Origin of the sequence: Streptococcus sp. oral taxon 431 (assembly GCF_001553685.1) — a bacterium.
Classification (GTDB): domain Bacteria; phylum Bacillota; class Bacilli; order Lactobacillales; family Streptococcaceae; genus Streptococcus.
In genome coordinates this window covers 1,006,306-1,020,155 of the sequence record NZ_CP014264.1, presented here as the reverse complement: position 1 = coordinate 1,020,155, position 13,850 = coordinate 1,006,306, and the positions used below count along the sequence as shown (strand labels likewise).

The following is a 13,850-nucleotide window of genomic DNA, read 5'->3' as shown; positions in this document are numbered from 1 at the left end:
CTTTCTATTTTACCATATTTTTCGAGAAATAATGCTGATAAAAGGCAGGTGGATAGAGCTTTTGTTGCTGATTATGTGGATTCAGTTCATAATAAGCCTGAAAGTTGCGGTAATAATCATATAGATTTTGACTTATCTGACAAAAATGACCATGTTCTATCGGCCTTACTTGGGGATACCAGTCCTGAGTCTTCCAATTTAATAGGTTTTCTCCTCTCAAGTAAGCTTGAGCTTGTTGTTTCATCCAATAGGGGTTTTGATAATAGAGCTGTTTTTGAATGTAATGACAAATATCTATGTCTTGCTCAACTGAAAAAGTGATAAGAGTTTGTTTCTGATAAGGACTACGTAAAATTTCTAGGAGATTTCCTTTGCCATAAGAAAATTCCTTGACCTGATAATGGAGTTTCCCTTTCAAATCTTGGTGAAGGAGGTACTTAAGTCTTAAAACTTGTTTTTTATGGTCTAACTCCCAAATATGAAAGCCCATATTATTACTGAAGTAAAGAAAATCTCTCTGAAGTTTAGTTAGACGCTCTCTTAACCAGAGCTTTTTTCCTAGTAGCCAAAGAACTTGAATTCCCAAACTTCGATAACCATTGCTTCTGTTCCTCAAAAGGTCACATGAAATGGGACTGCATTGAATTTCTAGAGCTAGTTGTTTATTGATAAAGATATCTGCAATTTGCTTAAGTTCAGGAATCGGATATTCCATTTCTACTTCAGCATCTTTCTTAGCCCAATTAAAAAGTGCCACCTTATTCTCTAAATGTTCTGGTCCTTCGTTCTCATGATAAAAATCACAACTTTTTAAACTTTCATGAGCGAAATGTGCACGCACGTTTTTTCCTTTCCTCAAGCGAACACTCGTTCCACAAGCCGGACAATAATAAACTTGCTTCTTTACTTCATCCTCTAAAGCGCTGATTAAATCCCCATTTTCATCTCTAGCTAAAAACATATATCCCCCCTTTTCTACTTTATTCGAAAAGGATAAGAAAAAGGCTGAGAAAACCAGCCTTTCCATTATATTTTTAGAATAATCCTTTAATCCAGCTCATATTTTATGCTTTTTGATATGTTTTTGTAACATGGGAATCAGATTTGAAATTTGATCTTGTTTAATCACCAACACACCGTACTCTTGACAGCGATGGTTATATACGGGATTGATTTTTCCAGAGCAAACAATTAATTTCAAACAAGTTTCACCAGCAAAATGATTGGCATATACCTCTAGTTCATTAATAGCTTCTACAGACAAGTCTGTCATTTTACAAGATATAAAAATAATGGATTGACCTTTACGGAGGACAACATCAATTTCATTTTGTACATTATCAATTTCAGGAAAAATACCATTCCAGTCAATTTCTGCCCCTATCATACATTCATCAAAATACTCTGACTCTATCGCTAAAAGATAGAGATATAATTCTAAAATATGACCTTTAGTGCGACAGAGCAATTGTGCCTCAGAGCTAGAAAAAGTGTAACGAATATGTTCGGAACTTTCCTCATCAATATGAATCAAGTTAGCTTCTGTTAGTAGAGGAATCATTGATTCTGGATAAGAGTACCTTTTTCCGTTACTTTCCAAAACTTTTACTGTTTCAGCATGAAATTCAATTGTTTTAGCTAATGCAAAGAATTGAGTAATCTGATACCATTGCTCTGGGTTTAAAATTGCATAGTTGGCTAGTTTTTTGATGGTAATCATTTGTTTCGGACTATATTTAGGTTGTTTCGATTTGATGAGTTTACCACCCCGTAAGGCCATCAACTGTTCAATGGTCAGATCAGGAATTACCAACTCTTCCTTTTCCACCTTCCCCATCTTCCATTTGAATTGTTTTCCTTGCTCAATATCAATTGCAACAATCGGTAATTGCTTTTCCAAACCATACTGATAAAGGAAAATAGCTAATATCGAATCTCCTCCAAAAACATCTAAAGTCACTGAATCATAATTAGTCAAGAAAAGATTCAAATCATCCGTAATCTTATCTAGACTTATTTGCCGAAAATGCACTTGTTTTACATGGGAAACTTGATCCAGCAAAAAATGCTTCAAGGACAACCTTTCTTCTTCTGTAATTTTTTTCAAGGAGAGAAATAGAACCTCGTCACAATCACAAATAAAAGTCTGATAAACATTTTTCTCGATAGTGTGATGATCAAAAAGTTCGACTAAAAGACTTGGCATGTCGCTACCTCCCTATTAAAGACTTATTAGTAGTATGGAAAATTTAAAATTTCTTATTGTAAACTTCATAGAAATATGGGTTAAGAGATTGTCTTTAGCATTTTCTACACATCTAGTATAGCATAATTCAGTTGATTGGTCCTCAAGTCATTATATAAAAAAAACGAATAGAAATTGATAGCTTTTCTATTCGTTTTAAGATTTTATTTTATCTTTTTAGCCAACATTGTTGCAAAGCGTAGTTGGATTCGATTGCCATTTTCATCACGACGGTGCAAATGACCAGGATTTTCATTGTACTTGATCAATTCCCAGTCCTGGTAGTAATTTGCTAATTCCCCCTCTTTAAAGGTAAAGGGAAAATTAACTGAACATGGATAATCTTCCGTATCCATGGCACAAACAATCAAATTGTAGCCACCAATAGAGGTTTGTTCCTGCATGTTTCGGATAATAGCAGGAATACGTTCTGCTTGTAAAAACATGAGCACAACCGATGAAACGATAAAATCGTAAGTTTGGCCTATGCTAGCTGAATTGATATCGTAGAGACCTACAGGCATTTCTAAGTCTTCTTGCTCCACGATGCTTTGTAACATTTCAAGGGACAGCTCATTTTGGTCCACTGCTGTGACATCAAATCCATGTTGAGCGAGAAAGAGTGCATTTCTTCCTTGACCACAACCCAAATCTAGTGCCTTACACGGTTTTACCGTCTGCATAGCTTCTAAGACTTCCGAATGGACTGGATTAGTACTGTATTTCTTAGGGAAATAATCCTCAGGTTTACAATAAAATTCCAAGTACCATTCTACATCATCTGTAGCAGCTTCTACACGGTGCCAGGCTTGAGGCTGAGCCATGGGATTATTGGCACCCGCTTCAAAGAGGTGCTCAGCTATAATTTCTCCCTCTTCAGTTAATTCAATAAATTTAAGGGTTCCTTTTAATACAGTGATTTTGCCCCAGGTTCCAACCTTAGTATTGTGTTTTCTTTGAACAGCTTCTGGCATGGTGTCTTTATTCCAGACAGGCATGCGTTTGTAGGCAACTAGTTTTTCCATATTCTTCACTCTTTCTATCGGTGGTTAACAGCTTTCATAACACGCGCAATATCGCGATCTTGCTCGCGCCGTTTGATAGACTCACGTTTATCGTAATCGTGCTTCCCTTTAGCAAGTCCTAAAAGTAACTTGGCATAGCCATCTTTGATATAAACTTTAAGAGGAACCAAGGTCATCCCTGTCCCTTTGGTTTCTTGCTCTAATTTCTGGATTTGTTTTTTATGAAGGAGAAGTTTACGACGGCGTTCTGGCTCCTGGTTCCAGATATTGCCCTCTTCATAAGGAGCGATATGGACATTGCTCAGCCAAACTTCCCCATTCTTAACCTGGGCAAACCCATCTTTCAGATTGATGCGGGCTGCTCGAACACTCTTGATTTCAGTTCCTGTCAGGACCATTCCTGCTTCTAGCGTATCAACGATTGTATAGTCGTGGTGCGCCTTTTTATTTTGCGCGACGACCTTTCCCTCGCCCTTTGCCATGCTTAGCTCCTTTCTTTGCTACTTCCTTATAAAAAGGTTTCTTGCTCTTTTTCTTTTTATCTTTTGGAGAATGCTTGCGCTTATCACTTGAGCGACTAGCTTTTCTCTTGTCTTCTTTCTTATCTGAACGACGACTTCTATCCTTACGACCAGACTGTTTCAAACCTTTCTCAATGACATCAAATTCGCTTGGAATAAAGGAGAAATCAATCTCACCAGTCATCTTATCTGCTCTTTCGACACGAATACGGATCTGCTGTCCCACTCGGAAAGTAATTCCTGATTTCTCCCCACGAAGGGTTAAATCACGTTCATTGAAATGGTAGAACTCAGGTAGATTGGTAATGTGAATCAAGCCTTCAACTGTATTTGGCAATTCAACAAAAAGACCAAATTTAACAATACTTGAAACAACTGCATCGTACTCTTCACCAACATACTCTTCCATGTATTCAGCTTTTTTCATAGCTTCGACTTCACGCTCTGCCTCGATGGCACAGCGCTCACGGTTTGAAGATTGAGTCGCAATCTCTGGAATGACCTGTTCAAAATGCTCCGCCACTTCCTTAGAACGTCCATAGTCACGAATCATACGGTGAACAAGAAGGTCAGGATAACGGCGAATCGGACTAGTAAAGTGAGTGTAATAGTCCGCGGCTAGGCCATAGTGACCATGATTATGCTCAGAATAACGAGCTTGTTGCATCGAACGGAGAAGCATCATGGACAATACATCTGCATAAGGCTCTCCTTCAACAGCACGCATGATATCTTGGAGAGCTTCCTGGCTTATCTCACTGGCAGTACCATAAATACGTAATCCAAAACTTGAAGCGTAATCAATAAACTTCTGAACTTTTTCAGCTTTAGGTTCCTCATGAATACGATAGATAAAAGGTAAATCAAGCTTGCTAAAGTGTTCCGCAACTGTTTCATTGGCAATCAGCATAAAGGACTCAATCATACGTTCAGCAACACCACGCTGACGAAGAACAATATCAACTGGCTTCCCTTTTTTATCTACTAAAATCTTAGCTTCATTGGTATCAAAATTTAAAGCTCCACGTTTAATCCGCATACCTTCCAAGATTTCATGAAGCTTAGCCATAAGTTCGATGCTTGGGACAATTTTCTTGAACTCTTTCCTCTTCTCCTCATCACCTGCTAGGATGTCATTGACATCACTATAGGTCATACGGAAACTTGTTTTGATAACGGTCTGCGTAATCGTATAATTCACAACACGACCCTGCTTATTAATTTCCATAATCGCAGACTGAGTCAAGCGGTCTACTTGAGGATTAAGGGAACAGATACCATTTGAAAGGCGTTCTGGTAGCATTGGAACTACACGGTCTGTCACATATACAGAGGTCGCACGATTGAGAGCTTCCTTATCAAGGGCAGATCCCTCAGTTACGTAGTAAGAAACATCTGCGATGTGAACACCTAGTTCGATATTTCCATTTTTCAATGGTTTTATATGAACAGCGTCATCCAAATCTTTTGCATCCGCTCCATCAATGGTAAAGGTAATTTCATCTCTTAAGTCCAGACGATCTTCCAGATCCTTCTCTGATGGAGCATCTGGCACATTTTCTGCTTCTTTAAGAACAGCCTCTGGAAACTCAGATACAATGTCCATTGACTCCAAGACCTCGAGGACATCAATCCCTGCATCTGTAGAATGTCCAACAACATCTAGGACACTAGCGACAAAGAAATCGTGTTTCTTACTTGGGTACTTATCAATAAAGACCTTGAGAACTTCTGTACCTTCTAATTGAATAGCTGGCTTTTTAACGTAGATTGGTTGACTAATCTTTTGATTTTTTGAACGGATGTAACCTGCATACTTGGGTTTTTCCTCATCAAGAACGATTTGCCCAACAACTGTCGTTAGACTGTGCTCTAGGATGTCGATAATCTTTGCTTCTGCAGCAGTTCCTTTGTTACGGTCAGCAACTTTCTTAATGACAACTTCAACAGTATCGCCATCAATGGCATAGTTAACATCACTTTTCCCAACAAAAAGATCGTCTTCTTCGCCTTCAAGACTTACAAAACCGAACCCATTTTTATGCGCATGGAAAATTCCTTTCAGGGTAATCTCATGTTTTTTCTTCTGTTCTAGGGTTAAACTACCATCTTCTTCAAAGCGAATCTGGTGCTTACGTTCCATCAAGGAAAGAGTTTTGATTAACTCACGGAAGTCCTTTGAACCATCCTTTCCGAGAGCTTGAGCCAAGTCATTGACTGTGACTCGTCCCTTTTCTTGTATATATTCTTTTATTCTATCTTTCATGTTTTCTTTCTAGATTTTTTAAATTCCTTTTGCTGTAAAACCTTCTCAAACATCATTTAATACTCAATAAAAATCAAAGAGCAAACTAGAAAGCTAGGCGCAGGTTGCTCAAAACACCGTTTTGAGGTTGCAGATGAAAGCTGACGTGGTTTGAAGAGATTTCTGAAGAGTATAAAAATAAAAATAGGCAAAGACCTAGTCCCGCCCATTATTTTCTTATCTACTTGATAATACCGTCAATGCTAAGGCAATGGCTAGCCAGAAAAAGACTAAAATTCCTGTCAAACGTTGCATCACAGCTTCAAAACCGCGCGCTTTGCTACGCTCAAACAAATCACCTGCACTGGCATCAAATACATTGCTAGATTGGTTTTTAGTTGGTTGCATGAAAATTGCAATCACAATCACAACAGATAATACTAATAGAATGGTTAATAATAGGTTATACATATCAAACTCCTTAAAATCCCTATTATTCTACCATAATTTCTACTTAGATTCAAGATGTAGAGTCACTTTTCTTTCTTTTGGGCAATACTTTAAGACCTCAATCTTGTCTGGATGGGTTTTGGAGTTCTTACTGGTTAGATAATTGATGCTGCCACAAGAGGAGCATTTGAGATTGATTTTTACTCGCACTAGATTTCCTTCACTTTTAATAATGTTTTAAATTGGATAAGGTTAAATAAACAACTGATAGCTACACAAAGAGCTGTTGCATAAAATACTGAGTGATAGCCAAATTGTCCCGCTACTGCTGATCCTGCTAAGGGACCTATCACTCCTCCTAGATAAAAAAAGACTTGATTAAAGGCAAATACCCTTGAAATGCCAACTTTAGGGGTCATTTTGCTTAGAAGAGCATTGACACCAGGTATCAGAGCTCCCGTCCCCAGACCAAATAGAAAACGATAGAAGCCTAATTGGAATGGGCTAGTCGCATTTGCACATAATAGATATATGAAAACTGAATATACCTGAGCTACGACAAGTAGTCGATGATTGCCCACTTTATCACCTAATTTACCCATGATGCCTGCGCTCATCATACTTGAAAATCCCATGCTGGATACAATCAAACCAGAGACAAAGAGAAGATTCTCTTTCTGTCCCAAATCTCGTACATAGAGGGCAAGGATGGGACCAATAGATTGGGCAGCAAATTGAATCACAAAGCTAGTTAGAAATAGATTTATCAGGAGAAAAGGGTATTTAACAGAAGTAAAGAGCGCTTTTGTAGGCAGTGCTTTTTCTTTTGGCAATGGTTGAAAGTTTTCTTTGATAAAAAGAATGGTTAAGATAGCTGCCAAGAACAGGAAACTACCAACCAATAAAAAGACATTTCGAATTCCAAAAATTTCAGCAATGAAGCCGCCTACAAACGGACCGGTCAAAGTTCCAGCGACAACACCAGTTGATAAAGTCCCTAGAGCGTATCCCGACCTATCTTTGGGAACTTGACTTGCAATTAAAGCTGTCGCATTAGGTACAAATCCTGTAAAAACTCCATTAAGAAACCGTAAGAACAAGAGCCAGAAAACATTTGGAACAAAGGCCAGACCACCCATAGTGATGGTCATGGCTAGACCTGCTCGTATCATCATAGGTTTTCGACCATACTTGTCTGCCAATATTCCCCAAATTGGTGATACAAAGGCTGCAGAAATGGCTGAGACTGATATAGCTAAACCTGAATAAAAGGCAACTTGATCCCCTTTAACTCCTAACTGTTCCACAAAAATAGGCATGAAAGGAACAACAAGAGAAATGCTGGCTCCCGTTAAAAAGCAACCAAACCAAGCAATACGAAGATTATCCTTCCAACTAATCTCTTGCATGGGCATCGCCTCCTTCAAGTAAGGTCACTACTTGACTCAAAAGCTGCTCTCGACTGCCATTATTGTCTAATATATAAGTAGCAAATTTCTTCTTTTCTTCTAAGAGCCACTGTGAAGCTAAACGAGTTTTAGCTGACTCTTGGGATAACTGATCACGGTTCATTAATCGCTCCAATTGAACATCACGATTTACATAAACTAGCCAAGTTTCATCGAACCATGAAGCATAGTCCTGTTCAAAAAGCAATGGAATATCCATGAAAAATATGTCCTCAGTCTGAGCGAACTTGTCTCTCAAAGAGCCCAATTCTTCACGGATGATTTGTCCTTGAGTCTGTTTAGACCATTCTCTCTCCTCATAGTTAGAAAAGATAAGACTGGCAAGTAATGGACGATTCAGTTCCCCATCTTCTAGAAGGACTTTTTCACCGAAATGCTCTACTAAAATCTGATAAAGGCGACCACCAGGTTTTTGAAGTTGGTGAACAAGAGCATCCGCATCTACCACTTCAAACCCTTTTTGTCTTAGAAAATTTGTGACAGTGGACTTACCTGACGCAATACCACCAGTGATTCCGATTATTTTTCCCATCACTTTCTCCTTTGACATTTTGGACAAAAATGGGTTCCACGACCACCGAGTTGAATTTTTTCGATGATGGATCCACAACGAGAACATGCCTCTCCAGTCTTATCATAGACCTGATGAAAGTCCTGCATGGTCCCATCCTCGCCAAAAGCATTGGTATAGGTACGAATGGTTGAACCGCCTTTTTCAACCGCCTGCCCCAATACTTCAATGGTCTGTTCATGAATAGCTGTCGCTTCAGCTCTTGTCAAACTCTGAGAAGGACTAGCTGGATGAACCTTTGCCCTCCAGAGAACTTCATCCACGTAGATATTCCCCAATCCAGCAACCAAAGTCTGGTCGAGAAGATGCGATTTGATCGGTTTTTTAGATTTCTTCAAGAAACCTCTAAAAATCTCTAAGTCAAAATCCTGTTCAGTAGGTTCTGGTCCAAGCTTTTTAGATACAAAGTAAGCATCTAAGAGTTCAGGAGCAAGTAACTCCATAGTTCCAAACTTACGGACATCCTCATAGACTAAAGTACCACCATCTTCAAAGTGGATAAAAACATGGGCATGCTTGCGTTCAGGGACTTGGTCTGGGTAATAAAAATACTTGCCTTCCATTTGCAGATGCGAAATCAAGACCTTATCTGTTAGATAAAAAAGTAAATATTTCCCACGGCGCCCCATCGATTGAAGCTCTTGACCATGTAATTCTTTCTGAAACTGATCCAAATCTGTCTTAATCATCTTAGGATAACGAATATCAAGACTAGCAATCTTCTTCCCTAAAATCAGTTTTTCAAGACCTCGTCGAACCGTTTCGACTTCAGGTAATTCAGGCATAACTCCTCCTTCTCTAAAAACAAGAAGCAGGCTAGTGCCCACCTCTTCTTAATATTCTTTTTCGTTGTAACCAAAATCAGCAAGATCTAATTTCTTATCGCGCCAATTTTTCTTGACTTTGACCCATGTTTCTAGGAAGACCTTGTCCCCTAGCATGAGTTCGATATCTTTACGAGCCATGGTACCAATTTTCTTGAGCATAGCACCACCTTTACCAATGATAATCCCTTTTTGGCTATCACGCTCAACCATAATAGTTGCTCGGATATGAACTTTATCGGTTTCCTCATCTCGTTTCATAGAATCAACCACTACTGCAACTGAGTGTGGGATTTCTTCACGAGTTAGGTGCAAGACCTTTTCACGAATCATCTCAGAAACCAAGAATCGTTCTGGATGGTCAGTAATTTGATCCGCAGGGAAATATTGGAAACCTTCCTCAAGATTTTCACTTAGAATATCGACTAGACGAGAAACATTATTTCCCTGAAGGGCTGAAATAGGAACAATTTCCTTGAAATCCATCTGATTACGGAAATCATCAATTTGAGCCAAGAGTTGATCTGGGTGAACCTTGTCAATCTTATTGACCACCAAAATTACAGGAACCTTAGCAGCCTTGAGTCGTTCGATAATCATATCGTCGCCCTTCCCACGTGGTTCATCAGCAGGAACCATAAAAAGAACAGTATCTACTTCACGAAGAGTGCTGTAGGCTGATTCCACCATGAAATCTCCGAGTGCTGTCTTAGGCTTGTGAATTCCAGGAGTATCGATAAAGACGATTTGTTCCTTATCAGTGGTGTAAATCCCCATGATTTTATTGCGCGTTGTCTGCGCCTTGTCACTCATGATAGCAATCTTTTGCCCCATGACGTGATTCAAAAAAGTTGACTTCCCAACATTGGGACGTCCTAAAATGGCTACAAAGCCTGATTTAAATGTCATAATTTCCTCTTACTGTTTAAAATAATAAGTCCCAAATCCGCGGGAGAAAGATAAGCGCACCTGTCAAAGCGGCAAAAAGTGAGACTACAAGCACGGCACCAGCTGCCATGTCCTTAGCTTTCTTTGCCAACATAGAAAAGTGATAGTGACTAGCCAAATCTACTACATTTTCAATAGCTGAATTAATAATCTCAAAAGCTACTACCATGAAAATGCTCAAAAGCAGAAATAACCATTCGATTCGTGACACCTGAAAAACAAAACCTGCAAGGACAACTATTAGAGCTGTCACTGCATGCTTTCTCATATTACGTTCTTCCTTAATCGCAGTAAAAATCCCTGTAATGGCAAATTCTAAACTGGATATTAGGTCACGATTTTTCCATTTTCGTTTATTGTCTTGTGAGTCCATAGGCTGTCAAAATTTCTTCTTGTAAACCGAACATCTCCGCTTCTTCCTCGGGAGTGTAGTGATCATAGCCGTTAATGTGTAAAAAGCCGTGCACTGCCAAGAAGCCCATTTCACGCTCAAAACTATGACCGTACTCCTCAGCTTGCTCATGAGCCTTATCAATGGAAATGAAAAGCTCACCGATATAAGCATCAAATTCTGACATCATATCTGCCAAGTCGGGATCATTTTCCAGATCTTCCTCATCAAAGGCAATCTCTAACTCCGGCTTATATTCAAGACTGATGACATCTGTTGGACGATCGGTATCACGAAACTCTAGATTGAGTTCATGGCTTCGTTCGTTGGTCACAAATGTGACCGCCATTTCCTTGTCTTCTTTTCCAATTTTTTTTGCAGCAAATTCTAAAATTTCCTGTGTTTGTTCTAGTATTTCTTTTGAAACTTGTCCAGTTTCATCTACCATTTCAATATACATGTGCTTCTCGATTCTCTTTAATTGGCTTTATTATATCACATTTCTATGATTTTATTCTACCTTTTTGATATAATACTATGGAATACATTCACGAGGAGAGAACCATGTCATTTGATGGATTTTTTTTACACCACATGGTTGAGGAATTGCGATCTGAACTACTAAATGGTCGCATCCAAAAGATTAATCAACCCTTTGAACAAGAACTGGTCTTGCAAATCCGTAGCAATCGTAAAAGTCATCGTTTGCTCCTTTCTGCGCATCCAGTTTTTGGGCGCATCCAGTTAACAGAGTCAACCTTTGAGAATCCTGCTCAGCCATCTACTTTTATTATGGTATTAAGAAAGTACCTTCAAGGAGCAGTTATTGAGTCAATCGAGCAGATCGAAAATGATCGTATCGTGGAAATCACGGTTTCCAATAAAAACGAGATTGGGGACCATATCCAGGCCACACTCATCATCGAGATTATGGGCAAACACAGTAATATTCTACTTGTAGATAAGTCTAGTCACAAAATCCTTGAAGTTATCAAGCATATCGGTTTCTCTCAAAATAGCTACCGTACCTTATTACCTGGCGCTACTTATATTGCTCCTCCAAGTACAGAGGCTCTCAATCCTTTTACCATCAAGGATGAAAAATTGTTTGAAATCCTACAAACTCAAGAATTGACAGCTAAAAACCTTCAAAACCTCTTTCAAGGTTTGGGAAGAGATACAGCAACCGAGTTAGAAAAACAACTGCTTAATGATAAACTAGCCACTTTCCGGAACTTCTTTGGACAAGAAACCAAACCTTGCTTAACAGATAAATCCTTTTCTTGTGTGCCTTTTTCAACTAAAATTGAGGGACATTTTTCAAGCTTATCTCAACTTCTTGATGTCTATTACAAGGATAAAGCCGAACGTGACCGTGTGAAACAACAGGCTAGCGAACTCATTCGACGTGTTGAAAACGAACTACAAAAAAATCGGCAAAAACTAAAGAAACAAGAAAAAGAACTTCTGGCTACCGAAAACGCAGAAGAATTTCGGCAAAAAGGTGAGTTACTAACCACTTTCCTTCATCAAGTTCCCAATGACCAAGATCAGGTCATTTTGGAAAACTACTACACCAACCAGCCTATCACGATTGCACTTGATAAGGCACTAACGCCAAACCAAAATGCTCAACGCTACTTCAAACGCTATCAGAAATTAAAAGAGGCTGTTAAATACTTGACTGACCTGATTGAAGAAACTAAGGCAACCATTCTCTATCTGGAAAGTGTAGAGACAGTTCTCAATCAAGCCGGACTCGATGAAATTGCTGAAATTCGTGAAGAATTGATCCAAACAGGATTTATCCGCAGAAGACAAAGGGAAAAAATCCAGAAACGACAGAAACCTGAGCAGTATCTAGCTAGTGATGGAAAAACAATCATCTATGTGGGGCGCAATAACTTACAAAACGAGGAATTGACCTTTAAAATGGCCCGTAAAGAAGAACTCTGGTTTCACGCTAAGGATATTCCTGGAAGTCACGTTGTTATTTCAGGCAATCTCAATCCTACTGATGAGGTTAAAACAGACGCTGCAGAACTTGCAGCCTACTTCTCTAAGGGACGTCTCTCCAACCTCGTTCAGGTGGATATGATTGAAGTTAAAAAACTCAACAAACCAACTGGTGGAAAACCTGGTTTTGTCACCTATACTGGGCAAAAGACCCTCCGTGTTACACCCGACCCTGAAAAAATTCAGTCCATGAAAATCAAATAAGTCTTGTATACTGGTGGACTGTTACTGCTATAGACTCAATTAAAAATGGGAGGTGCGTTCAATGCTACGGCATATTAAATCTATTTTAACCATTATATTCGGAGCTGCCATTTATGCCTTCGGACTCACGTATTTTGTTGTGCCCCACCACTTATTCGAGGGTGGAGCAACGGGAATCACCTTGATTACCTATTATCTCTTTAACATCCCTATCTCCGTGATGAACCTCATCATCAATATCCCATTATTCATTTTAGCCTGGAAAATATTTGGTGCAAAGACCCTATACAGCAGCCTGCTTGGTACTATTTCCTTATCCATTTGGCTAGCAATCTTTGAAAAGATTCCTCTCAGCTTTAATCTTGAGGGAGATCTAGTTATCGTTGCCTTGGTTGCGGGTGTTCTTTTGGGACTTGGTCTAGGCGTTATCTTCAATGCTGGTGGTACGACTGGTGGAACAGATATCGTGGCTCGAATCCTAAACAAGTACACCAATATCTCCGTTGGAAAATTACTCTTTGCACTAGACTTTCTTATCCTAATGCTTATTTTAATTATCTTCCAAGACCTTCGTCTCGTAACCTATACACTTTTATTTGACTTCATTGTCTCTAGAGTTATTGACTTGATTGGTGAAGGCGGATATGCTGGCAAAGGTTTTATGATTATCACTCAAAAGCCTATGGAAGTGGCAGATAAAATCAATGAAGAGTTAGGTCGAGGTGTCACCTTCATATCAGGGCAAGGTTACTACAGTCAAAAAGATTTAAAAATTATCTACTGTATCGTAGCAAGAAATGAAATGATTAAGATGAAAGAACTGATTCATACGATCGATCCTAGAGCCTTTATTACCATCACTGAAGCTCACGAAATTCTAGGAGAAGGCTTCACCTTTGTAAAAGAAGAAAATTCCTAACACATAGACAACAAAAATAGTA

General features: G+C 39.0%; 15 protein-coding genes. 2 read left to right on the top strand and 13 right to left on the bottom strand.

Annotated elements, in window-relative coordinates; all coding sequences use genetic code 11:
• Window positions 1-4 precede the first annotated feature (4 nt).
• The 13 genes from AXE83_RS04815 to ybeY form a co-directional block, all read right to left on the bottom strand.
• Complete coding sequence (locus AXE83_RS04815; protein WP_060955632.1) at window positions 5-961, bottom strand: competence protein CoiA; 957 nt, start codon at window positions 959-961, stop codon at window positions 5-7.
• Between the two features lie 96 nt (window positions 962-1,057).
• Window positions 1,058-2,206 (bottom strand): DUF1887 family protein, encoded by a 1,149-nt coding sequence (locus AXE83_RS04810; protein WP_060955631.1) that lies wholly within the window; start codon window positions 2,204-2,206, stop codon window positions 1,058-1,060.
• 203 nt (window positions 2,207-2,409) lie between these two features.
• Window positions 2,410-3,270 carry an SAM-dependent methyltransferase TehB gene (gene tehB / locus AXE83_RS04805; protein WP_060955630.1) on the bottom strand — a complete coding sequence of 287 codons (861 nt, stop codon included), beginning with the start codon at window positions 3,268-3,270 and terminating at the stop codon, window positions 2,410-2,412.
• 14 nt (window positions 3,271-3,284) lie between these two features.
• Complete coding sequence (smpB, locus tag AXE83_RS04800) at window positions 3,285-3,752, bottom strand: SsrA-binding protein SmpB (protein ID WP_001051741.1); 468 nt, start codon at window positions 3,750-3,752, stop codon at window positions 3,285-3,287.
• Window positions 3,715-6,057, bottom strand: coding sequence for a ribonuclease R (gene rnr / locus AXE83_RS04795; protein ID WP_049525825.1), 2,343 nt, complete (start codon window positions 6,055-6,057; stop codon window positions 3,715-3,717). The genes smpB and rnr overlap by 38 nt, the downstream gene beginning before the upstream one ends.
• 216 nt (window positions 6,058-6,273) lie before the next feature.
• Window positions 6,274-6,507 (bottom strand): preprotein translocase subunit SecG, encoded by a 234-nt coding sequence (secG, locus tag AXE83_RS04790; RefSeq protein WP_000282514.1) that lies wholly within the window; start codon window positions 6,505-6,507, stop codon window positions 6,274-6,276.
• A gap of 39 nt (window positions 6,508-6,546) precedes the next feature.
• Entirely contained in the window at window positions 6,547-6,696 is a 150-nt protein-coding gene (gene rpmG / locus AXE83_RS04785) for a 50S ribosomal protein L33 (protein ID WP_001809104.1), read from the bottom strand.
• Window positions 6,696-7,895: a multidrug efflux MFS transporter gene (locus tag AXE83_RS04780; protein ID WP_049525823.1), complete on the bottom strand. Its 1,200-nt coding sequence runs from the start codon at window positions 7,893-7,895 to the stop codon at window positions 6,696-6,698. Before AXE83_RS04780 ends, rpmG begins: the two co-directional genes overlap by 1 nt.
• Complete coding sequence (gene coaE, locus AXE83_RS04775; protein ID WP_049525822.1) at window positions 7,882-8,487, bottom strand: dephospho-CoA kinase; 606 nt, start codon at window positions 8,485-8,487, stop codon at window positions 7,882-7,884. Before coaE ends, AXE83_RS04780 begins: the two co-directional genes overlap by 14 nt.
• Window positions 8,487-9,311: a DNA-formamidopyrimidine glycosylase gene (gene mutM, locus AXE83_RS04770; protein ID WP_060955629.1), complete on the bottom strand. Its 825-nt coding sequence runs from the start codon at window positions 9,309-9,311 to the stop codon at window positions 8,487-8,489. The genes coaE and mutM overlap by 1 nt, the downstream gene beginning before the upstream one ends.
• Window positions 9,312-9,359: 48 nt before the next feature.
• Window positions 9,360-10,259, bottom strand: a complete 900-nt coding sequence (era, locus tag AXE83_RS04765; RefSeq protein ID WP_060955628.1) for a GTPase Era — start codon at window positions 10,257-10,259, stop codon at window positions 9,360-9,362.
• A 16-nt stretch (window positions 10,260-10,275) separates the two neighbouring features.
• A complete protein-coding gene (locus tag AXE83_RS04760) occupies window positions 10,276-10,671 on the bottom strand; it encodes a diacylglycerol kinase family protein (protein ID WP_000378151.1) in 396 nt (131 codons plus the stop codon).
• Window positions 10,652-11,149, bottom strand: coding sequence for an rRNA maturation RNase YbeY (gene ybeY / locus AXE83_RS04755; RefSeq protein WP_000275150.1), 498 nt, complete (start codon window positions 11,147-11,149; stop codon window positions 10,652-10,654). The genes AXE83_RS04760 and ybeY overlap by 20 nt, the downstream gene beginning before the upstream one ends.
• 104 nt (window positions 11,150-11,253) lie before the next feature.
• Between ybeY and AXE83_RS04750 the strand changes: the two genes are divergently transcribed.
• The gene (locus AXE83_RS04750; protein WP_060955627.1) at window positions 11,254-12,909 is read left to right on the top strand and encodes an Rqc2 family fibronectin-binding protein; all 1,656 of its coding nucleotides are present in this window, start codon (window positions 11,254-11,256) and stop codon (window positions 12,907-12,909) included.
• Window positions 12,910-12,970: 61 nt separating this feature from the next.
• A complete protein-coding gene (locus AXE83_RS04745) occupies window positions 12,971-13,828 on the top strand; it encodes a YitT family protein (RefSeq protein ID WP_060955626.1) in 858 nt (285 codons plus the stop codon).
• Window positions 13,829-13,850: the final 22 nt, after the last annotated feature.